We start from the raw sequence: 23,534 nt of genomic DNA, 5'->3' as shown, positions 1-23,534 counted from the left end.
ATAATGGGTTAAGAGTTTAGGAATTTAAGGTTTTGGTAAAGAACGCTGGTAATCCTTTGCGAAAGTGTGAAACCCAGCTTTTGTGTTGATCGACGCCGTTTTAAAAGCATCATTTTGAATTAAATTATCAACAGAAAGTCCTTTTTCCTGCAAAATTGCAGCGACTTGTATTGCGACAGCTTCGTCAAATGCATTCAGTTTTTTTATAATCTCCGGAATATTTTCTTTCGACTCTGCGATCAGCTTTTCAGCATAATCATGCGCGCTCGACCAGCTTTTGTCATGGTCTGCATCAATGAAAACGGCGCCCGAAGAACCCATTACTTTTTTAATCCAGGTTGTTGAGGCAGGCTGATAAGGTTTGGCAATCTGCCAGAACGGCCCAACTTCCCCCGGGCCCTCGGCAATCGCAACCAGATGTACGTCATATTCCCGAAAAGGTATATTCCAGGTCGCTGACCATTTCAACCCAGCTTTTCTTCCGTTACTAATCTTCATTTCTTTGATTTTCCTGCCGTTTTCGTATAATGCAACGCGATCTGCGGTTGTCCAGCCGGGGCCGGAAACACGGATTGAAACCGACATTTCTTCGCCCGAAACCTGCGCAGTATCACCTGACTGATAAGTTTTGTTGACAACCAGCTCAGTCAATAAGCCATAACTGACCATCACTTTGCCTTTTATAAACTGATCAATCGCATGGCCAACATCGATTTTGGCCGGATCTTTATCTCCTGTTCTAATGTAAGTCCTCGCCTGCCCGAGCAAATAGCGGCTCACCGTATGCGTGTCGGTACTGCCCACAGGCGTCACGGAATAGCCCCGGTTCAGCAGTCCAAACCAATCGTTATAAAGCTGCATGATATCCGATTGCGTCGCGCCTGAATTGATGACTTCCATCGCATTGGCAGGAAATTTCCAACCAGTCAGCGTCATCCCCGCAGAAGCAACATGCCGCGATGGATCGAATGGCCGGAAGTTGGAATGCAGATCCTTCGGATGGTTCAGGATAATTCCTTTCACTTGTCCGACTTTCGCCACATTGACCGGTAGATCATCCCATTTACTGATCTTATGATCGATCACCGGACTATTCAGATCAATTGGGAACATATTAAAATGGCCGATCGGCGTGGTGACCTCAATGCCATTTACGATGGTGAAAAACGGAGTTAACCCAAGCTTTTCGGCGGCTGGATTGAGATCTGCATATAAATTATGGTCTGTAATAATCGGCAGTTCAATGCCTTCCCCCGCAATCGTCAGTATCCTTTCTTCATCCGTCGCGTCGCCGTGGCGCGAATGTGTAAAAGTGTGAATGTGCGTGTCGCTGCTTACCCAGCCGTCGGTTGAAACCTCCTTTTTGAGTCTGAATTGTTTTTTTAGATTGTCCCCAGGCTTGATCGTCACAAGCGCAGAATCGACCCCATATTCAAAGCCTCGCGTCGCAAATATCCGGTAAATCCCTGCTGGCAAACCGATCGCCGCCTTGCCGTTTCCGGTATAGACAAATCCCTGCCGAACCGCCAATTCCTGGCCTGGTTTCGCTGAAAGCGGCATCAAAACGCCATTTTTATCCGAAATGGTAATTCGGGAAGGGATCAGTTTATTTTCACCATCTCTCACTTCCAATTCAAGCGTAGTTTCCGAAAGTACCTCATTTACGGGTCGGGCATCAATGAAAATTTCACTGACCCTGATATCATTGGAAACATCCGTGGCAGGTTTTTTCGCTGATGTGATCTGCAATCTATTTTTTCCGGTTTTGAGAAGTCCCACCGGGATTTCGAAGAACGAGATCATATCCTTCTCGTCCTCCGAAAGTTTGCCCAGCTTTTGGTCATTCAATGTAACAATCCAGTCGAGCACAACACTGTAATGCCGTACAAACAGACTTTGCGGGCCCGAAACCGGCTTTGCATCGAATGTAAGTGTAAGCTGCTCGCCTTCGGGCGTCCCAGCCGCGAACTCAGCCCATTGCAGCTTGTCCCCGGCCCGCAGATGGTGCACTTTGTCATCAGAAAAAATGCTCTGACTAAAAGTCGGCAGGCAAAACAGCATTAAAATCAATGCATTACAGATTGTTACACGCATTTATTACGGATTTTGTGTCAGGTTTTTATTCAAGACAATTTCCTGTTGCGGAATAAAATAGATCACCCTCGGATCCGTTGGCTGAATCACCTGCGTGTTTTCGCCGCTCAGTAAATGGTAACCCGGATAATTCCTGACCATTGGCAGTTTATTTCTGAAAACATCAAACTTTCGCAGCGATTCAAACGATAGTTCTAGTCTTCTTTCTTCCAAAACTACGTTTAAAACCGAAGTATTTCCTTTGAGATCCGTGGTCGAATACAATTCCGTTCCGGTAAGTCCGGCCCGCATTCTGATCAGGTTTACATCGTCGATCGCAGCTTTGGCATTGCCCAGTTTGGCATTGGCTTCGGCCCGCGTGAGATAGATTTCGGCCAGCCGCATGTAGATCGGCGAACTCAAAGTTTGTATCCCATCCTGACCCGAATATTTGAAAATAAAATACTTCGGAATGCCGTTTCTGGCTGCGATAACATCTTTTCCGGAAGCATCTTTCACATAAGCCGGTTTCACAAAATTCTGCCGCGCATCGTTCGGATATTTGTTCAAAAGGTTACGGTAACTCTCCGAAGCATACATTTCGCCCCAGCCGAGTCCGGCCGTACCGTCATACATTGAGCCGATCGCTTCTTTCGCAAGATCATCGACCACCATATGTTTGATCGCAAAAATCGTTTCGGGGTTACTTTCATTGGAAAGGGTGAAAAACTTCTTGTAAGTCTCCGTATCCACCAACTTATACCGGCCCGATTTGATCACCTTATCCGCGTATTCAATGGCTTTCGCATTGTTTTCCATGTACAGATAAACCCGAGACAGAAGTGCCTGAACAACCTCTTTGGAAGCAAAACTGCTGTTTTTGGTGGCTTTCAAAAGCGTTTCAGCTTTGGTAAGGTCGGCGAGTACAAAATCGTACACTTCCTTCACACTGCTTCGGGGCGGCAATGCGCTCACCTCGGTATCTTTCCGGATCATGACGCCCGGATTATTGCCTTGATTTTGCGCATAAGGCCTTCCAAATGTATTCACGAGGTCAAAATGGATCATTGCACGCAGGTAGAGGTTCTCACCCAGCAGCTGGTCGGTTTCCGGCGATTTGCCTTCTTCTATATTTTCGATGACCTTATTGGCACCGTAAATCGCCTCGTAAGCCCGCCGCCAAAACCGGCTCGTTTGCGTCATTTCGGTAAGGTGGCGGTAATTGTAGGCAAAGAAAAAGTTGTTGCCCGTCGAGCCGCTCAGCGTCACATTATCACTCGGATATTCAGTAATAAAATGGTAGAACGTCGCGTAATCCAGCGTTTTCAGAAAGCTGTAATTTCCCAGCGTTGCAGTTTGAATGCCCTCGGTTGTTGCGAAAATCGAGCTCGCTTCCTTGCCATTGTAGGGGTCCAGCGACAGTTCGCATGAAGAGATCATCACGAACAGCGCGGCGATATTGAGGTATAATAGTAATTTTTTCATCTGATTTGCTGTCCGGTTATAGGCCAATGTTGATTCCAAAAAGGACTTTTTTACTAATAAAATATTTCGCTAGACCTGCGGTAGCATTGTCGAAACCTACTTCCGGGTCCATCCCCGAGAACTTGGTCCAGGTAAACAGGTTATCCCCGCTCACGAACACATTGATATTCGCCAGCTTGATCCGCTGCATCCAGGTCGCAGGCAGCTCATACCCAAGACGGACATTCCGCAGACGGATAAAACTCCCGTTTTCAAGGTATCGCGAAGACATTTTATTGGAATTCAGGTTTCCGCCCAGAACCGATAAGGGATGCGTTGCAATGTCGCCCGGCTTCTCCCACCGCGACTCGCCATCTCTTAAGACAATGCTGTTGACCGTGGGAAATGCCCCGTCGCCTCCCAAATTTTCGCGCAGCGCATGGTTGATCTGCACGCCCTGAACGAAATTGAAAAACACATCCAGGCTCAATCCTCTGTAAGTCAGGTTATTTGAAAAACCTCCTGTGAAATTAGGATTGCTTTTGCCCACGATCTGGCGGGTAGCGAGGTTGTAGTTCGACGTGTTTTCGCGCGCCGTCACATTGCCTTTTTCATCATAAGTGAGCTTTTCCCAAAGTGGCCCGCCCGTTTGCGGATCTACCCCAATCCATTTTTGCATGTACCAGGTTCCCAGCGGCTGGCCAACAATCACACGCTGCGTGCCCAGGTCAATATCCTGACCATTGTAAAGTTCCATCACCTCATTACGGTTGAAACCAATATTGAAATTGGATTTCCACATAAAATCCTTGACCACCACGTTGGTCGTATTCAATTCAAGGTCAACACCCTGGTTCCGGATCCTGCCGACATTCTGTATCTGCGTTTTAAAACCGGTAGCCGACGAAAGCGGCACGTCGAAAAGCAGGTTTTTGGTGTCGCGCTGGTAAGCGTCGATCGAAAGGTCAATGCGGTTGAAGAACCCGATGTTCAGACCAAAGTTGGTGGTATAGGCTTTCTCCCACGAAAGGTCGGGGTTTGCGAGCCTGGCCGGGATCGCGCCGGAAGTTCCCGCATATTGGGTCGAGAAACTGTAAAGTTCACGGGTAATGAAATCGGTAATGTTTGCATTTCCGGTCGTACCGTAGCTTCCGCGTAGTTTCAACAAGGTAATGGTATTGGATTTGGGCATGAAATTCTCGTTTGTCACGATCCAGGAACCGCCAACTGCCCAGAAATTTCCGTATTGGTTATTCTCCCCGAATTTGGAAGAACCGTCCATTCTGAAAGAAGCAGTCGCGAAATATTTGTTATTAAAATTATAATCCGCCTGCGTGAAATACGAGTTGAATGCGCTGCGGCTTTTCGATCCCGCAATCGCTACGGGCGTGGCCGATACATCCATTACATTCAGCCCCGAAGGAACGCCGCCGCCGCTACTATTGGTGAAATCGCCGTAATTTCCCTGAAATTCAGCGCCGATCAATCCGCCTATCGAATGCGGCCCGAAGTTTTTGGCAGCTTTAAATAAATTGGAATTCAATAGGGACTGGCTGTACAGCAAGTTGTTACGCAACAAACCTTTACGGATACCGCCCGTCAGCGTTCTCGGATCATCGTAGATTTCAGCGCGGGAATTGTTGAGGTCAACCCGGTTGGTGGTCGAAAAACTCAGCCAATCGTTGATATCATAATTCAGGACAAAATCACCCTGCACGCCGCTGGACCTGGCCGTACTGTAATTGTACTGCATCGGGTACAGAAAATTGAAACGGTCGCGTCCAAACCAATCCGACTCCGTTCCGATCCGTATACTGCCGTCGTCGTTGTAAGGCCGGTCGGTGGGCAGGTTGTAAAAGGTCGTCCATGCACCGCCGCGCTCGCCCGAATAATCCAGCTGGGTATAATCCATCCGTCCATTTATCCTGCCCGAAATACGAACCTGTTTATTGATCTGATGGTCGAGGTTCATCCTGACATTGAATCGTTTATAACCCGAGTTTGTCAGCGTTCCCTGCTCATTATAGTAATTTCCGCCAATGTAAAAACGCGTTTTCTCATCGCCGCCCGAAGCCGAAACTTCGTAGTTCTGGGTAATGCCTTTCCGGTAAACCAGGTCGCTCCAGTCGGTATCGTAATTGAGCAGACTGGATGGGAAATTGACATTCATATACGCATCCAGCGAAGTAGCAAGTCCTTTTGTCTTCAAAAAAGCATTGATCTGATCTTCTGTCGGATTGGGTGTCGTTTTGGAAAGGTCATTGATAAACGACTGACGCTTACCATTGTAGTCATTTACATAAATCGGCCTGGTATAATCGTAATACTGCTGGGTATTCATCATTTGGAAATTGCCCCGAGATATGGTGCTCACACCAAGCGCGGTATTGACATTGATTCTCGTCTTACCCGATTTGCCGCTTTTGGTTGTGATCACGATCACCCCGTTTGCCGCACGGGAACCGTATAATCCCGTCGCCGCCGCATCTTTCAGGATCGTAACCGATTCAATGTCACTCGGATTGGCTGTTCCGCCAATCACCCCATCGACTACATAAAGCGGGTCGGCACCGGCACTGATCGTACCGTTACCCCTGATCCGCACAGCAGGATTAGCCCCTGGCTGACCAGTGGAGGCCGATACCATTACACCGGAAGCCCGGCCTTGCAGCAAATTACCAAGGCTTGGACTGGTTACGCCGCGCAGCTTTTCGGCACTAACGACGGAAACCGAGCTGGATAATTGGGTCTGGTTTTTGGAACTATAACCCACCACGACTACCTCGTTCAATGCTTTGTTTTCACTTACCAATTTCACAGAAAGTGCATTGCGGTTCCCAACGCTCACTTCCTGAGCGACATAGCCTACAAAACTGAATATCAAAACGGCGCTTTGGTCTGGTACGTCAAAATCAAATGTACCTTCTGTATTCGTGGTCGTGCCGCGCTGGGTACCTTTGAGGATCACGCTCACGCCCGGCAATGCCTCGCCCTGTTCGTCGGTTACCTTGCCGGTAATGTTGATCTCGGCTGCTCGAACTGGTTGACTTTCAGCATTGGACGATGATTTTTTGCCTGGCTCTTTTCGCAGCACAATGTAATCGCCCGATACCTGGTAACCGATTTCCAACGGGGTCAGCAAACGGTCGAGTACCACTTCCAGCCGTTCTTGGTCAGAATGCAGAGATACTTTTTTTTCTGCAGCGATCATTTGCGGGACATAGGTGAATTTCACGTTCGCCACTTTCGAAAGGCGGTTCAGCACGAGGGTCAGGTCTTTGTCTTCCAGGTGCACCGACACAGGCCGGTTCAGCAGCTCCTGCGCTGCGCCGGTACCGGCGAGCGAAAGGGTTGTAAACACCAGAAGCAGCATCATTTGTATAAATGTGATCTTCATAATCAGGTTCAGGTTTGGGACAGAATCCCGAAATTTTTTCATACGTTTATCCTGTTTTTGTTCTCAGAAATTTGAAATAAAAGCGAAAACAACCCCTCCGCCTGCCGAGACAGGCAGTACCTGTGGTAAGCAGGAATGGGAATTGAAACCGGTAATGTGTCAGCATTATCGGTTTTTTGATAAAAGGGAAGAAGGTCAGGGTTTAGTCATAGGCAATTGGGCTTTTTCATATTAAGGGTTATTCCGTTTTACAGCCTTTTCCCGAGATAATGATCTCGGTTCCCCGCACCTCGTAAGTCGCGTCGATCGTCTGGCAAATGATGTCCAGTTTCCTGAAAAGCGGCTCATTGCCAAGCGGGGCGGTCAGATTGCAGCTTTCAACTGTTTTGGCGTCGTAGGCGATCTTCACGCCGTAAGATTCTTCCAGTGTTTCGAACACTTTACTCACGGACGTATTTTCAAAAGAGAAGTCAGGATAGCTTGCTGGCGCATGCAGAATAGCTGGCTCGCTGATAAAGCTTTTTGTTAATAGATCCTGATCCGGGTCGTAAACCACCTGCATATTTGGCATGAGCACGACCATATTTTCAGGCAAACCGTTTGCTGATTTCTTTGAGGGTTCCAGCGCGTAAACTTTCACTTTTCCCGACTTTACGACGACACTGGCGGACGCATTGACGGCGGAGGAAGTTACCGTAAAACTGGTCCCCACAACCTGGGTCAACAGCCGGTTGGCGTAAACAAAAAAGGGTTTATCCGTATCTTTGACCACATTAAAAAAACCTTTACCCGAAAGATAAACCTCCCGTTTATCTCCCGAAAATTCATCCTGATAACTGATGCGGCTACTCGGGGCGAGGGTTACGGTGCTTCCATCCGGCAATGTGATCAGCTTGTTTTTATTGGTGGAATTGACGTTTTCGTGAAGTTTGGAAGTAACCTGCTCCACCTGTTCCGAGTAACTTATCGCCCGTGTTTCGGTTTTTTGATTGAACAAATACCAGCCAAGTGAACAAAACAATAAGGTAATGCAGGCGGCGGCAGCCCAGCGCCAGAGATAACGGACATTGTTAACCGGTGCGATCTCCTCTTCCCATTCCATTTCAGAATTTGTCTGGGAGAGAATATTCTCCCACATCCGGTTTCCCTGCTCCGCATCAGGCATTTTCTGCAAGTTTTTCACTGCGTTCAGGGTGGCTCTCGCAGCTAAAATCACAGGCTGCTTTTCCGGGAAACGACTCAGAAATTCCCTCCAGAACGCATTGGTTTCTACATCATTCGACAATACCCATTTACGGAAACGGTCATCCTGAATAAAATCTTCCGCAGCGTAATCTTTATAACCTTCCAATGGATTTTACGAATAAAAAAATAAAATATTTCCTTTTACCAATGACAAGAGGAAACCGTTTTCAAAATGTCCCCTCGAAAATTGAAAAATATTTTTTAGTTAAAAATATTATCTCTATCGTTTTTATAGACAAAAGTAGTTGTAACCAGTAATCTACCAGGTTTTTCATATTAAATAATGATTATGAAATGAGGTGGGAAAACGTGTTAAACCAATTCTCCAAGTACTGAAAGCAGAAGAAGCAGTTCCATAAACGGCACTAGGTCATGCGTGTTTTCACGAAGGTGGGTTAATGCTTTATACATCGTGTTCCGCACCGATTTTTCTGAAATGCCCATGATGGCGGCGATTTCTTCCGTTCCGAAATTTTCGAAAAAACGAAGTGTGACTACTTCCAGCTGACGTTCGGGAAGTGCGCGAAGGATACCCATCAGTTTGTGCGTCAATAATTTTTCCTGCTCTTCGTGCTCAAAAAAGTACGTCCCCGAATCATCCGAAAATGAATGTTCAACATCAATGTCCTGAAACCGTTTTCTTTTTTCCGATAACCGCGCGATGTCCCGCCGGATGGCGCGAAAAAGGTAAAACTTAACATTGTGGACATCGGTCAGGCTTTGGCGCGTGCGCCACAACTGGATAAAAAGGTCCTGGATGATATCCTCTATCTGGGCCGTATCGGGGAGCAATTTGTAACCATAGCCAAACAACGGGCGATAATGCAGCTCATACAACTGGCCGAAAGCACCCTTGTCACCCTTTTTGAAGGCATTCCAAAGCGTTTCGTCGTATGCATTATGTTGATCCACTTTTGGGAAGTATGAGGGGAATACCAAATATAAATCATAACGCAGTCCTAAAAAAACTTTTTAAATACATATAACATAAAGATACAACAGAGGCGGTATTGGTATTGTTACGAGGATGTATCACCGAATTCTCTCCGGGAGTTCGAAAGCCCGTAAAAAAGTAGTTTTCTCGCGTTCGACTCACTTTACTTCTTTAAAGTCGGAATCTTATGTATAAAAGATATGCGGCAATTTCACCGCCATTCTGATACTATTAGCGATTACCTTAAAGCATATTTAATACTATATATTTTATAACCTATTACCTACTAGCTATCGGCAATTCCGTATATCACATAATTAATTGCCTTTTGGGGTTTTCTCAAACATCGCAAAAAATTTCAATGCGGTAGGGACAGAAATGGTCAGGACCGACAGGTATTTCAAGAGCGTCTCATAAGCCTCTTGTTGTGAAGCAAAAAGGAATGCGAACACAGCCACGATCAAGATTACCAATGGGATTCTTAGGCTGCTCCAAGCACCATTGTCCCTGATCTGGCTGCGGATTTTCATAACCTCGCCGGTACCGATGGAAGTAAGAATAAAATGACGGAAACCAACATTAAAAATCCGCAAACCACTGTCATCCTGCAAAATAAGCCCTTTCAAAATCAAAAGAGAGAGGTTATGGTCGTCATATGGATTAACCAGTCCGTCCTCAGCCAGGTCATATAGTATAAACTTCTCCTCTTTGGTAAGGGACTGCCACAGTCCCATATAAAAGTAGTGGGAAGTAATTTCTCTGAAACGTCTGATAAAGGATCCTCCCCCTTTCTCCGATCAGCAGATAGTTGTCAAACGCCTCCTCGGAAAGCAACGGTTTTATAAATTTTCCCAGGGTATATTTCATACGGATACTTAAACTGTCATTTTGCAATGTGACGGTCACATTTTCATCGCTGAAAGTAATTTGTCGTGTACTGTCCCCTCTTGTCTCCTTTGAAAACGAGCTGTCGGGCGCGATCCTTGACAATTCAAAATTGCTCTTGGAAAATGAATTTATATATGCACTAACAGTATCCTTCTTCTGTTTGTACACCCCTAGCAACTGGTTCATCAACATCACCGAATTGTCAATCTTCTTACCAATATTCTTATCAATGTTCTGAATTGCCCGAAAACGGATTGCCTCCACATTCCTTTGATTGGATGGTATGTAGATAAAAATATATAGCGCAGCGGTGCCGAGGATGAAAAGGATCGTCAACAGGATAACGATTTGCTTTCTGTCCAGTGCGAAGAAATTTGAGAGCGAAAATGTCGGGGTTTCTGGGCTCATACCGAAAGGGATTGTAATAACCGAAACTTCAAAGTTCGCAAGGCAAACACTAGCTTTAAATCCCTGATTACTACTAATTTATATCCTATAATTTAAGGATATTAGCCTTTTTAAATTGCTGAATCTTGGGTAAGTTTACCTAAATACCTCCTCTATGAAAAAATTGCTACTTATCTTATCCATGCTGTCACTGGAATGTTACGCACAGACATCCGTTATCGATAATTTAAAACAAGAATTAAGAACCGCTAAACTCAAATCCAACGGATTTGTAAAGGATACTCTTATATGTTACTATTTAAAATCCATCATGCGGGCTTATGTAGATACAGATATTGATTCCTCATCCAATTACAATCAGCTATTGATTGCGCAAAGTGAAAAGCTTGGATTAGAGAACTACCTCATTTATGCCTATCAATATGCCGGCTATCTTTACCAGGTACGCGGGGATTATCATCAGAGCATCCGCTTCCATTACAAGGCGCTACCGCTCGCAGAAAAGATGCACCAATACACGAGGATGGCAGCTTCCTTCGGGTGGCTCGCGCACGCGTATACCAGTTTGAAGGAATTTGGTAAGGCCGCAAAGCTCTGCCAGCAGGGCCTGACACTTCTGCGTAAATATCCTGATTCTTACATTGAATCATCAATCCTGAATGTCCAAGGTGCGACATTCAGGCAACAGGGCAAATTTGAACAGGCCCTGGCAGTCGATCAGAAACTTTATAGACTTGCTCGACGTGACCACCACACCTGGTATGAAGCCCAGGGATTGCATGCCATTGGGTGGGTTTATAAAGAGATGAACGATATGCCCCGGGCATTAGATCATTTCAAAAGGGCACTTTTGTTGGCCCACAAAACAGGAAGTGTTGATTTGGAAGGAAGTATTTTATTAAACATGAGCAATCTGTATTTCAGGCAAAAAAATTGGGATAAGGCACTTGATTACTGCAACATCGCCAAAGAAACTGCCAGAAAAGTGGGGAACAGCAGTATCGAAGCAGAGGCCTACGAAAATCTGTACAAAATATTCAAGCAGACCAACAAACCAGCCAAGGCACTGGCTGCATACGAAAATTTCGTACTGCTGAAAGATAGTCTCTCCAAAGAAAAAACCGACCACCGGATAGAGACGCTACAGGCACAATATGACAACGTACGCAAAACCAATGAATTACAAAAGAAAGAGGTTGAGCTGCTGGCTAATCAGAAGACGCGCAACGCGCTATTCATAGGTATCATTTTTACATTCGTAATTGCCGGCCTGCTTTTCTGGAACAATAGCCGCCTACAGGCCAAAAACAAGCTGATCAATGGCCAAAAATCACAGTTGGAAGCTACCAAGAAGGAGCTTGCCGATAGCAACAAGACACTTGAGAGCCGGGTAGAAGAGCGGACAGCCGAACTGGTTGAAGCAAACCTGGAGTTGATCAGGAAAAACGAGGAAATCAAGGGAGCGCTTTTCAAAGGCCAGACCATTGAACGCAAGAGAGTTGCAATTGAGCTTCATGATAACCTGAGCAGCCTCCTTAGTGCTGTTAACATGAGCATTCAGTATATCAATATTCAAAATTTTTCCGAATCAGAGCAATCTGTATATCAAAATGTAAGGCACCTTATCCAGAATGCTTATGCAGAAGTCCGGAACATTTCGCATAATATCCTTCCAGCCGGATTGGAAAAAGAGGGTCTGGAAAGGACGCTTGTTTCCCTTGTTGGCAAACTGAACCAAAATTCGCCACTGCAATTTTCATTGAGGATCGCGGGGCTTGATCAGCGGCTGCCAGTCGAAATTGAATTTAATGTTTACAGTATTGTGTTTGAGTTGATAAATAATGTCATCAAACATGCAAAAGCGTCAAATGCGGAAATTAGGATACATCGAACCGCTGACGTTGTTGAAATTGCGGTGACCGACGACGGAATAGGAATAAGAAACAATCAGGTCAAGAGAGGTGTCGGACTACAGAATGTCCAGACCAGGCTCGAATCCCTCGGAGGAAGTTTTACAGCTACAATGTCTGAAAGCGGAGGGACGCGTGTAGCTATAGAAATTCCCATTGAAACAGAAAGCCTCAATGGGAATGTACTCATTTTCTGACAACCTATCATCCACTACGGTTTTGGAGGTCCTGTTGGGTTCATGGTGGGCATTGTTTCAGGGGTAGGTAACACGGCAGTTTCCCATGTTAGCCCAGGAGCAATGATCTTCCAGAGATCTTCATATATTTTAAACATGTCCTCAGTGAATTGCACGTACATATCAATGTCCAAAAACTTGATAGGCGGGTTTACAGGAGGTGCAACGACAGGAGGATTTTTTGGAAATGGTGGGATCCAACCTTTTGATGTCCCCGGGATAAAAGCGAAAAAAATTGGCCTCTTCACCGGATAGGGTGTTCCGGTAGGGTCGCACATGGTGAGGGTTAGGCGACCATCTACGGCTACGCCAATGTGGGCATGGCCCTGTAGACGTACATACTTTACTGTTTCTGTGACAGTTTCCACCATTGTTTCTGGTTCAGTCATCATCGTGAATTATAGTTAAAAGTTGAAGGTTAATTTAATTAGATCTTATTCAACTGGTCCAGCACCTCGGGACTGTAAAACTTATTGCCTGCTACAATCAGGTTAATTGCCATTTCCAGTTGACTTAATTCAGCGTTTTTCAAAATGTAACCATCCGCCCCGGCATTTATCGCCTTTCTGATGATATCCGGCTGATCTTCCGTCGTCAGCAGACAGATCTTTACCTTTGGGAAATGTTCCTTCAACTTACTGGTCAGCTCGATGCCTCCCATACCAGGCATATGTAAGTCAGACATCACCAGATCAATATCCGATTTCTGCTCCAATGCATTTAGTATCTGTAAGCCATTGGTGTGTGCTGACACTGCCTCGACTCCTTTTATACGCGATATCAAAAATGTGAGGCTTTTTAATAACACCTGGTTGTCTTCCGCTATAAGGATCCGCATAGATGGTCATTACCGACAACCAGCTCAATCCGAATTTCAAAGCCCCGGCTAGATCTCTACTGTCAGTATCGTTTGATTAGTTGAATAATAATTTTCACATTGAATCACCTGATCTAAAAATTCCCAATTCTACGGAATGTATTCTGGGCTATTTAGTAGGTTCACATGTGCATGATATAACATAACAAAAGTGCATGATTTATTTGCTTGCCAAAATCCCCGGTTCTTATGATTTTCTATCCTATAATTTTAGGATTTGTCAGCAAAAGTGTCGCGATTACTATTTTCATCCAGACAATACTCGTTGATTTTTTTCTCTTCGTGAACCTGGTGAATTCAAATAGCAATTTCGAATGTTTAAAACAAGTCTAGAAATGAGGCAAAAATCAATTCACTAAAAAAAGATCATAAAAATGGTAGCATTAGCACAATTTCACAGAGAGATTTCCTATCGTTTATGCTTTGTTAGATAGAAAGGTTTTAATATTTTTAGGAATGTCTAAGTGCATTTCTCCCGGATTATTTTTAACTACTGAAAAAGAAATATCTTCTCCAATAAATCATGCGCATTCTGATAGCAGAAGATCATAGAATTTTACTCGATAGTCTTGTATTGCTTTTATCCAGCATGAAAGGTGTAGATGTAATTTCAAAACATACAAATGGGCAACAAGTATTAACGGCATTAGAAATTGAGCCAGATATCGATTTGGTACTATCAGATGTTCAAATGCCGATCATGGGTGGAATTGATTTAACTCTTAAGGTGAGAGAGCTGTACCCGAATGTAAAAGTCTGTCTGCTCACAGTAGCAGATCAGCCGGAAGCTATTAAGGAGGCCATTCGCGCCGGTGCTGACGGCTATGTACTTAAGAGTGCGGAGAGAAACGAATTGGAAACGGCAATTAACCTGATTGCCAAAGGGCATAAATACTATTGTTCCGAAGTATGGACATTGTTGTCAAGGGATACTACTCTGGATTTTGTAGCTAAAAATAATAAACCACAGAGCATTGCCATCACTAAGCGAGAGCTCGAAGTGCTCAGGCTGATAGCAGAAGAATATTCCGGGACAGAAATTGCCGAAAAACTTTTTATCGGCTCAACCACTGTAGAGACACATCGTAAACATCTCATGCAGAAATTAGGTGTTCAGTCTACAATCGGTCTCGTTAAATACGCATTGAAATTTCAGATTATTTAAGCTAACTATTCATTTAATCCCTCTTATTATGGAAGAATACAGGTATTTGCATTTAGAGTGTGAAGCAAAAATTGTACAAAACGGCACTACAACCGAACTCACCATTATTGATAGCACGGTAAATCCCAATAATAAAATTTTACGTTTTGACACACCTCTGGATACTTTGGAGATAGTCGGTCCGGGACCTAACGGCGGCCAAAACATAAAAATGGTAGCGGCACTCAATGAACCTTGGTACCTGGTTCATGTCTTCCGGGACGGATTCGCCTTTAAGGATGCAGATAATGGGCCCATCTCGGATTTCTCCCAGTTGCATAAGCCACCCATGGATCCTGTCAAACCGTAGTACCGGTATCCCCTTCGAAGCGAGCGGTTTCGATGGGGATCTTTACATCTATTCGGGTACCCGAAGGAGCCCCCTGACGAGCATGAATTGTTCCCCCGAGCGATTCTAGGCGGGTATTGACGTTTTGAAGTCCGACGCCGCGCTTTTGACCCAACCTCTGTAAGCCGATTCCATCGTCTGTCACAGAAAGATCTACACCCCAGTCCGACCTGACCAGTTGGATAACAATTGAGTCCGCTTTTGCATGTTTGGCAGCATTATTAACTAGCTCCAAGATGATGCTATATAGGTTATATTCGATCTCAACGGGAAGGCGATCAACCAAATCGATGATGTTCAAGGTAAATTTTATCGGTAAATTCTGATTCAACCGTTCTACTAGCTTTTCCAATGCTTCGCAAAGCCCCTCCTTTTCCAATTCGGCAGGAAGTATATTATGTGAAATGTTGCGCACTTCTGCGTAGGCATTCTTTATCAGATGCCTAACATTTTGGTATACCGATTGTTCCGGAACGGTTAGATTTTGCGGGTTCATGGATTGTACGCTCATATTGACAGCACTCAACAAACTGCCCAAATTGTCGTGCAATTCCAGAGCGACACGTTTGCGTTCAATGGTTTGTCCTTTGAAAAGTGCCTTCTTTATTTCCTCATTTTTACGTCGGAGCTCGCGATTCTTGCCTTGCAATTTCCGATTATTCCAAACGAGCAGACAAGCAATCAGTAAAATAACCGTGATTCCGAAAAACAGATAGTTGCGGGTTTGTTCAAGATGTTGACTATAAGCTTTTTCAATCATTAATCTATATCGCTGCCGCCACAGGTTAACCTTCTCGATATTAGCATATTTTTCCTCCAGATCATCGATACGCTGCTGGTTCTTTTCCTGCAGCAGGCTATCTCTTAGCGAAACGAATTTCTCATACGCACTTAAAGCCATATCTGGCCGATTTGTGGCCTTAAAAAGAGTGTAAGATTTTTCGTAAGACTCGGTGACAATTCCGCTATTCTGGACACCTAAGGCCAGACGCCTTGCGCGATTAATATAATTTAATGCCTGGCTCCACCGCTTGCTTCGCAAACACAGATCTGCAATGTTGATTAAAATATTTCCTTCCAGCTCTACACTACGCGCTTGCGCAGCTATCCTCAGTGCTTTTTTATGATAATCCATTGCCCTCGGCAAATCACCCAATTCTTTATAAACCAAGCCAATCGCATGCAAACCGTGTGCCTCGTACCACGGATCATATGGCTTCGCACGCGAAAGATTGTACATGGCTATATTAACTTTTAACGCGTCATCGAATTGATCCAGCTTTCGGTATATCACGCCCTGAACATTGAGAAGTGCCAGGCGCTCGGAATAGGAAGTCGAATCAGGAAGGCGGTTTAACATACTCAACCCCCGTTTGCAGTTAATTAATGCCCTGTAGTTTTGGTCTAGGCGACTATAGGTATGCGCTAATCCGGCATATGCAGATGCGACCGCATTATACTGCTTCCGCTCCTTTGCAAGAGACAGTGCTTTATGGTAAAATCGGACACTTTGATAAAACTCACTTTTGATCTGATACAAAATGCCTGTATAGTAATAAGCATAAATAATTTCATTTTCCAGACCTTTTGCCTTACAATGCTTAATGATTAGATCCTTGTAATGAAATGCAGAATCCAGGTTGTTATCCGCATAGTATCTCATAATATTCCTGAGTATCCCAAATCTCAGTGTATCCTGACTATATCCCTGGGGTAGTTTCCGAACATTGTCCAACTGCATTTTCAGATCGTGGAGATCTGCTGATTCAGAACCGCCTGCATGTGCAAGCAGATAAAACAGGATAAGCCACTTTTTCATGGAAGAGGGGAATTTGACGAATATACATAACCGGCAGCTATTTTCAAGTAAAATATCCCCAAATTATAGGATACTAAATCGTCATAATCCAGTATTTACTTCCGCCCAATTCATGACGAACTTTGATTCGTTGAAAATGCATTTGGCTTGCCTCTATTGAGCATAAAATAACTTTTCGAGAAGTTTTCTGGTAGGCATAAATAATGAAATTTCAGTATTGACCATCTGGTGGAAAGCCAGGACTTTTTGGACAACCACTATATACAAGTATTAACCTGAGCCGCCGAAAACAGGATTTAAAGTAGGCAATGTAAAACCCTATCCGAAATGCCAACTAATATTCAATTAACCGATCCAATTTTAGACAATATCCAAGCTAATATTCTGAAAGGACATGGCAGAGACTTCGCTCATCACCTTTTCTTTCAATTTACAAAAGGCCAAGCTTTAAAAGCAAAAAAATGGATAGGCTCCTTCGCCTGGACTAGCGCCAAAAATCAACTCACCGCCACCGAACAATTCAAATCCGGAAAAATTACAGATGGGGGCCCAATCTTTACCTTATCGTTATCATCGACCGGATATGACAGATTAGGACTTACAGATTTAAAGCCTGGCGATACCAGTTTTGATAAAGGAATGAAATCGAGTGCGGGACTGCTTGGAGATGATACTGCGCTATGGGATGAAGCATTTGGTGGTCCGGTAGACATGATGGTTCTTGTAGCTGATGATGATAGTAAAAACGCAAAAACGTTAGCGGCAAACATCATCTCGCAAACAGCCGGATTCGCAACTCTATTAGCGAATCAAAGAGGGAATGTATTGAAAATGAAGGGCGGTAGCGGTATTGAGCATTTCGGTTATGCAGATGGAATAAGTCAGCCGCTTTACCTCGCAGGCGATATCGCAAGTCAACCTAGTACTGATCAATGGAATGATGAAACAGATACCGCCCGTTTATTGGTAAGCGATAAAGAAGAGCCACATCATTTTGGCAGCTACCTTGTGTTTAGGAAATTGGAACAAAATGTTAAAGCTTTCAAAGATGCAGAGGGCGACAACCCACCAATTCCCTCTAATCTTCCTACTGTTAAAGCTGTTGATGGAAAACCCAATCAGGAATTGGCCGGAGCGATGATTGTAGGAAGATTTGAGAACGGCACGCCGACCGTTCAAAGCAGTATTGAATTAAATCCAAATCCTTTCAGTGTTACGAACGATTTCGACTATAGTAGTGATTTGTCTGCTTTGAAATGCCCGTTTCATTCACACATTAGGTTAATGAATCCACGAAACGGCGATACCATTGCAGGAGATGTCTCTGCCCAAAGAATTACAAGGCGGGGAATACCATACGACGACGTTCAAAGAATTCCCGAAGACAGAATAACCACAATTTCGGATGATCTATTGGACGGTAACCAGCCCAAAGAGGGAGTTGGACTATTGTTCATGTGCTATCAAAGCAGTATTAAAACCCAATTCGAAATTATGCAAGGTTTCTGGGCTAATGAGGGAAATATTGCCGGTCATGTTGTTGACGGGCAGGACAGTTTAATCGGCCGGGGAACAAATCCTCCCAAAACTTTACCGAAACAATGGGACCAACCTGCACAATCCAATCCATTTTCATTTCACGGATTTGTAAAAAACAAAGGCGGGGAGTATTTTTTTACGCCTAGCATTGGGTTTTTGAGGGGGTTGGCCATAAAAACCACTTAGAAAAGGAAATTAGTTATCCGATAACTAAACATTTCTTAGTTGTAATGAATCCCGGCTTCGGCTGGATACAGTAATGTAAAACTCTTCCCCAATGAACCTCCCCGACATCCCTATCCTCGCCACCGCAATAGCCATCGTAATCAGCTGGGCTTTGTATGCCTTATTTTGTAGCTATATCCTCGAAGCCTGGGTGCAGATCAAGGCGGAGCGGGGGCGGTTTATGAAAGAATATCTCTATCAGCAATTAATGGACCATGTGAATGGCATTAATTGGGCGGATAGGATTTATTCTCATGGAACAATTGACTTACTGAGTCGTGATCCAAAGAAGCCTTCCAATGATATATCACCAAAGCTGTTCGCAGAAACACTTATTGAAGTTGTCGGGAGTTCACATTTGGTGCAAAGCGGAATCAATTCATTCGAAGGGCCACCTGTCGCTTATCAGTCTTCGCTCTTGCGTAGTTTTAAATATGGGATACTCCTACTCAATGCAAGTGACGTTGTTTCACTTTTCAGACAGGCCATTAATTGCGCTGAGTTGAAAGCCTCGAAAGATATTAATGGAAATAGCAACGAGGCCGAAATCAACAATTATCTCGTCGGATTTTTCGAAAATTGGTTTACTGAATTTACGCAAAGGCTCACTCTTTGGTATAAAAAGAAAACCAGGGAAACACTATTCTATCTGGGAGTGATCCTGGCCATTTTTATTAATGTGGACAGCCTCCAATTATTCACTTTTTACGATAATAATCCTACGGCAGCGGCAGAGGTAACCCGGTTTTATAAAGAACATCCAAACTGGGGAAGTGATACGACTTTAAATAAGAAATCACCTCGCCTGGCAAGCACCCTGGACAGTCTAGTTAAGGAAACCAAATTACCCGTCGGTTTTCAACATAGTGTATTCAAAGACAAGACATTCCAGCAGCGCGTGAAATCCAATTGGTGGGAGGGCGCACTTAAATTCCTGGGCATTCTTATTTCAGGCTTTGCCGCCAGTTTTGGCGCACCTTTCTGGTTTGATCTTTTGAAAAAAGTGACCTCTAAACCCTAGCTCAGGCCATGCAGTTCTACAATGTCCATAGCCATATATTTAATATCAGGAATGCGCCAAAAAGATTCCTCAATCTGTTCCTTCCGGATTTTGCCGCATCCCTGGTAGATCGACTTACTAATACTGACACCGGATCGGCCATGTTCCAGGCCATTTTGTCGCGATTCGGAGGGAATTTCGGGAGGAGATATGCCAGTTTTTTGCAGGTTGGGAAAAGCAGAAATCAACGCGAAATTTTTGAGAACCTCAAAACCCAATACGACGACCCACACCTGAAAATCGTGGCGCTGACGATGTACATGGAAAAATGCGGCGCAGGACCGTCAGAAACCGGGTACGAGGGTCAGCTGGAAGGTATCATCGAGATCAAAAGGGAAAACCCCGACAATCTGCTGGTTTTCCTTGGCATCGACCCCCGCTGGAAAACGACAGGAAAAGACTTGAAAGAAACTGTTGAGCAGTACTTTGAAACGAAAGTCAGGGTGAGTGAAGAACGCTCCGAATATCCATTCGTGGGTCTGAAAATCTATCCGAGCCTTGGTTTTTACGTTTTTGACGAAAAACTGAAAGAGACATTTGAATGGGCCGCGGAAAACGGTGTCCCGGTTTTAAGTCATTGCAGTTACCTGGGGGGAATTTACAATAACGAAACTGAATTTGTCAATGAGAGTCTGGACCCTATTGATATCTATTCTGGCAAAAGGTATTCTAAAACATTTGGAAGCAAATCGACTCCACCATCGCCCGATCAATCTTTTAACCCTCTCAAATGGATTTTTGGACAGAATGACAATAACCGGAACCTTAACACTTGCTCCTACTTTCTTGAACCTGCTAGCTACCGGTCTATCCTGGAATATTTCAAGGAAAAAGAAAACCCTTTAAAAATTTGTCTGGCGCATTATGGAGGTGACAACCATGTGCTGGATGAAGCCGGAGAGAAACCGTCAGGAAAACTTTTTGGCACGGAGCAAAAAAACTGGTGTGCTCAAATTAAGGACCTGATTCGTCAATATCCTAAAAGCCTTTATACTGACATTTCATTCACCGTAGGTAATCCGAAAACGCATCCGGCATTCTTTAAGGATTTAACAGATCCTATCCTGAAAGACCGCATGATGTTCGGCACTGATTTCTTCCTGACCGAGCGACTGCTTCCGGAAAAAGATGATTATACCACTTTCAAAAAAGCCGCTCTGAAACAAGTAGTTGGAAATTCAAATGCCTGGGAGATTATGGCTTCAAAAAATGTGGAATCGTTTTTAGCCAGTAAGTACTATCCCTGATTGCTGACGTAAAAACCCAGACTGCTTCTCAACTGCATCCGCTTATTATTTCACTTCTAAATCACTCCATGACTATGGCACTTCCTCGTCTTACGCCTACCAATGATACTGTTGATGTCCAGCAAACAACGTTTGGGCTTGATGTACTGCCCCGTTTCGTTTGTAGCACCTGGCAGGAGGCTACGGCGAATCCAGAGAATATTGATGTGGTTGTTTTGGGCTCCGGCATGTATGGCGGTTACTGTGCTTCCAAAATTTACAGTTTGAGCAAAGAAAAATTCAATGGAAGAGCCCTGAGAGTTCTTGTGCTTGAAGCAGGCCCCTTTTTGGTCCCTGAACATGGGCAGAACATTCCTGATCTTGGTCTAAACGGCCCTTCGGAAATCAATGTTAGTTCCGGACAAAATCCCGGAATCCGTAATTTAGTCTGGGGGGTCGGCTGGCGAAGCAATCAGAATTTCGTTGGGCAGGCCTATTGTGTCGGAGGTAAAAGTGTTTTTTGGGGTGGCTGGTGCCCGCGCCTACAATCTGACGATCTACGAAACTGGCCGATAGAAATTCAGGATTATTTAACGAAAGTAAACACGGAAAACCCTGTTGGGAAAAGACCCATTAGTCACGAGACGGCTAATAAGTTTTTTGAAAAGGGTGATCCGTTGACCGCATATGAAGCCCTCGAATACGAGATTGGCGTAAACCCACAGGATGATTTTATTTTCGACCCTGTTGACCTGGTAAAAGAAAGCGTATTGAAGGATAAAGCAGGTTTATTGGGTGCTGACAAAATTCAAGCAGGCTTGAATGAGACCTTACAGTTCTTCCTTAGCTCCGATAAAGCGCAAATCAGCAATGAGATTACCGAAATTTTACCTGCTCCTCTGGCAATACAGACTCAATCATTTATTTCCGGGCTTTTTTCTCTTGATAAATATTCCAGTGTTCCTGCGCTTATCAGCGCTACCAGGGATGACCACAGGGACCCGAATATCACCGATTTGAGAATGAGCCTTGTACCTAATGCCCATGTTGTTAGATTAGAGTGTGCCCCGTCCGGAGAAAGCTCCATTGGAACCAGATTGGTGAGTAAAATAGTCGTTAAGGTGGATGGAGAATTTAAATCCTTACCCATTAGCCCGTTTTGTCAAGTGGTCCTTGCCATGAGTTGTATTGAATCGACAAGGCTGGCCGTGGAATCGTTCTCTCTGGAATCGTCATTGCTCAAAGAAAAAGGCGACGAGCTGATGGGACGTAATTTTATGTTTCACCTCCGCAGAGAAATCGCCTTTAAAATTGACCGGGCTAAATTCGCTGACTTTGTGTCCAGGGTGTGGCCCACCAGACGTTTGGCCGACGTTTTGCAACAGGCATCTTTACACATTCAATGTAAAGGCGAACATGGCACATACCAATACCAATTATATGCCGCAGTAAACAAATTCGGGCCTGATGCGAACCTTTACAGGATGATTCCGGATCTCGAAATCCAAACGAAAATTGCCGATGGATTCGACGAAAAAACCGTCCGCTTTGTTTTGAGGGCAAGCGGGGAAGTAATTGGTGGTAGAAATGCGCCTTTTAAAGATCCGGGTTTTGACTATATAGATCTAGCCGGAGATGCAGACTTTGATTCGGAATTTAATCATCGCAGGGCGTGGGTGCAATTCAAACAACCTGATAGTAGCCATACCAACGATGCTATTTGGAATGATATTGAACGTACTGCGATAGCCATTGCCAAGGCCTTGGATGGTGGCCAGGTTCCTCTGGACCTGGATATTCAAGCCAAGCAAGGTGTTGGCACGACCTACCACGACTCAGGCACGCTGTGGATCGGCGACGATCCGAATAATTCAGTCACAGACGTGAACGGACATTTTCACCATGTTACTAATGCCTATTGTGCAGATCAGGCATTATTTACAACTGTCGGGTCCGCGAACCCGGTTCTGACAGGGTTATGCCTGGCCCGCAAAGTTGCTGACGATATCGTATCACGCCATGGTACTTTTTCGCCTTCTGCATCAGACTTAACCGGTTTCCGGGCTGAATCCCTTAACCCAAACCGAGGGTGGAAAACAGCTCCGTATAATGGTATCCGTTTGCTCGGTTCCGATATTATCGAAACAAACCCTGATCAGGGAATCGGGATTTATTACCTGCCGGAAGAGCTTGGAGACTTCGAGCTTTCCGTCGAATGGAAAGCATTCCGTACCCCGGCATTCCCCAATTCCGGCATATTGCTGCGAATGCCAGACCCGTCGACAGTCAATTTTAACGACCAGGCCCAATTTGACGCATTTTATGAAAGTGCCATTGAGGTGCAAATCGATGACTTAGGGAAAAATTTTAAAAAGGACAGAAGCCCGCAATCGATTTTTGGTGATTCAAAATATAAAACAGGGGCTATTTATGGCATATCTCCGGCACGTCAGTGGGCGTCGACTGTACTCGCACCTGATGGTCCGTTAACGACAGAAAGATACTGGAACTTGTATCAGATCTCAGTCATCGGAAGCGAGATAACTGTGCTGCTGAATGGGAAATTGGTCAATAAAGCAACTTTACCCACCTCGAAACGAACTAAGGGCTTCCTTGGATTTCAGTTCCATACTGGCCGGGTGCAGTTCAGGAAATTACATATCAAATAAATTCTTTAACC

The 23,534-nt window shown here is 44.6% G+C and carries 17 protein-coding genes; 7 read left to right on the top strand and 10 right to left on the bottom strand.

What is annotated here, in order from left to right; translation table 11 throughout:
* Positions 1–24: 24 nt before the first annotated feature.
* The 7 genes from ABIO93_RS06450 to ABIO93_RS06420 form a co-directional block, all read right to left on the bottom strand.
* The gene (locus ABIO93_RS06450; protein WP_348065635.1) at positions 25–2,094 is read right to left on the bottom strand and encodes a CehA/McbA family metallohydrolase; all 2,070 of its coding nucleotides are present in this window, start codon (positions 2,092–2,094) and stop codon (positions 25–27) included.
* Between the two features lie 3 nt (positions 2,095–2,097).
* The gene (locus tag ABIO93_RS06445) at positions 2,098–3,558 is read right to left on the bottom strand and encodes a RagB/SusD family nutrient uptake outer membrane protein (RefSeq protein WP_348065633.1); all 1,461 of its coding nucleotides are present in this window, start codon (positions 3,556–3,558) and stop codon (positions 2,098–2,100) included.
* A 16-nt stretch (positions 3,559–3,574) separates the two neighbouring features.
* Positions 3,575–6,976, bottom strand: coding sequence for a TonB-dependent receptor (locus ABIO93_RS06440; RefSeq protein ID WP_348065631.1), 3,402 nt, complete (start codon positions 6,974–6,976; stop codon positions 3,575–3,577).
* Between the two features lie 196 nt (positions 6,977–7,172).
* Entirely contained in the window at positions 7,173–8,285 is a 1,113-nt protein-coding gene (locus ABIO93_RS06435; protein WP_348065629.1) for a FecR family protein, read from the bottom strand.
* 206 nt (positions 8,286–8,491) lie between these two features.
* Positions 8,492–9,091 carry a sigma-70 family RNA polymerase sigma factor gene (locus tag ABIO93_RS06430; protein ID WP_348065628.1) on the bottom strand — a complete coding sequence of 200 codons (600 nt, stop codon included), beginning with the start codon at positions 9,089–9,091 and terminating at the stop codon, positions 8,492–8,494.
* Between the two features lie 339 nt (positions 9,092–9,430).
* Positions 9,431–9,847: a hypothetical protein gene (locus tag ABIO93_RS06425; protein WP_348065627.1), complete on the bottom strand. Its 417-nt coding sequence runs from the start codon at positions 9,845–9,847 to the stop codon at positions 9,431–9,433.
* On the bottom strand, positions 9,798–10,409 hold the full coding sequence (locus tag ABIO93_RS06420) for a hypothetical protein (protein WP_348065625.1): 612 nt from the start codon (positions 10,407–10,409) through the stop codon (positions 9,798–9,800). The genes ABIO93_RS06425 and ABIO93_RS06420 overlap by 50 nt, the downstream gene beginning before the upstream one ends.
* Before the next feature lie 154 nt (positions 10,410–10,563).
* Here ABIO93_RS06420 and ABIO93_RS06415 point away from each other — a divergent pair, with 154 nt between their 5' ends.
* On the top strand, positions 10,564–12,516 hold the full coding sequence (locus ABIO93_RS06415) for a tetratricopeptide repeat protein (RefSeq protein WP_348065623.1): 1,953 nt from the start codon (positions 10,564–10,566) through the stop codon (positions 12,514–12,516).
* Between the two features lie 14 nt (positions 12,517–12,530).
* On the opposite strand, the gene ABIO93_RS06410 is transcribed toward ABIO93_RS06415, so the two are convergent.
* Together ABIO93_RS06410 and ABIO93_RS06405 are read right to left on the bottom strand one after the other, a co-directional pair.
* Entirely contained in the window at positions 12,531–12,947 is a 417-nt protein-coding gene (locus ABIO93_RS06410) for a hypothetical protein (RefSeq protein ID WP_348065621.1), read from the bottom strand.
* A gap of 35 nt (positions 12,948–12,982) precedes the next feature.
* Positions 12,983–13,393, bottom strand: coding sequence for a response regulator transcription factor (locus tag ABIO93_RS06405; RefSeq protein ID WP_348065619.1), 411 nt, complete (start codon positions 13,391–13,393; stop codon positions 12,983–12,985).
* A 562-nt stretch (positions 13,394–13,955) separates the two neighbouring features.
* Here ABIO93_RS06405 and ABIO93_RS06400 point away from each other — a divergent pair.
* Entirely contained in the window at positions 13,956–14,597 is a 642-nt protein-coding gene (locus ABIO93_RS06400; RefSeq protein WP_348065617.1) for a response regulator transcription factor, read from the top strand.
* 28 nt (positions 14,598–14,625) lie between these two features.
* Complete coding sequence (locus ABIO93_RS06395) at positions 14,626–14,946, top strand: hypothetical protein (protein WP_348065615.1); 321 nt, start codon at positions 14,626–14,628, stop codon at positions 14,944–14,946.
* Here ABIO93_RS06395 and ABIO93_RS06390 read toward each other — a convergent pair.
* Entirely contained in the window at positions 14,936–16,804 is a 1,869-nt protein-coding gene (locus tag ABIO93_RS06390; protein WP_348065613.1) for a sensor histidine kinase, read from the bottom strand. The genes ABIO93_RS06395 and ABIO93_RS06390 overlap by 11 nt on opposite strands.
* A gap of 327 nt (positions 16,805–17,131) precedes the next feature.
* On the opposite strand from ABIO93_RS06390, the gene ABIO93_RS06385 reads away from it, so the two are divergent.
* The 4 genes from ABIO93_RS06385 to ABIO93_RS06370 all read left to right on the top strand — a co-directional run bounded on the left by ABIO93_RS06385 (position 17,132) and on the right by ABIO93_RS06370 (position 23,523).
* Positions 17,132–18,529 carry a Dyp-type peroxidase gene (locus tag ABIO93_RS06385; RefSeq protein WP_348065611.1) on the top strand — a complete coding sequence of 466 codons (1,398 nt, stop codon included), beginning with the start codon at positions 17,132–17,134 and terminating at the stop codon, positions 18,527–18,529.
* Between the two features lie 91 nt (positions 18,530–18,620).
* On the top strand, positions 18,621–19,589 hold the full coding sequence (locus ABIO93_RS06380; protein WP_348065609.1) for a hypothetical protein: 969 nt from the start codon (positions 18,621–18,623) through the stop codon (positions 19,587–19,589).
* Between the two features lie 8 nt (positions 19,590–19,597).
* Positions 19,598–20,875, top strand: coding sequence for an amidohydrolase family protein (locus ABIO93_RS06375; RefSeq protein ID WP_348065607.1), 1,278 nt, complete (start codon positions 19,598–19,600; stop codon positions 20,873–20,875).
* 74 nt (positions 20,876–20,949) lie between these two features.
* Positions 20,950–23,523, top strand: a complete 2,574-nt coding sequence (locus ABIO93_RS06370) for a family 16 glycoside hydrolase (RefSeq protein WP_348065605.1) — start codon at positions 20,950–20,952, stop codon at positions 23,521–23,523.
* The last annotated feature ends 11 nt before the right edge of the window (positions 23,524–23,534 follow it).

The sequence above is a fragment of the Dyadobacter sp. genome (assembly GCF_039919315.1).
Taxonomy (GTDB): domain Bacteria; phylum Bacteroidota; class Bacteroidia; order Cytophagales; family Spirosomataceae; genus Dyadobacter.
This window is presented reverse-complemented; position numbering and strand designations above follow the sequence as displayed.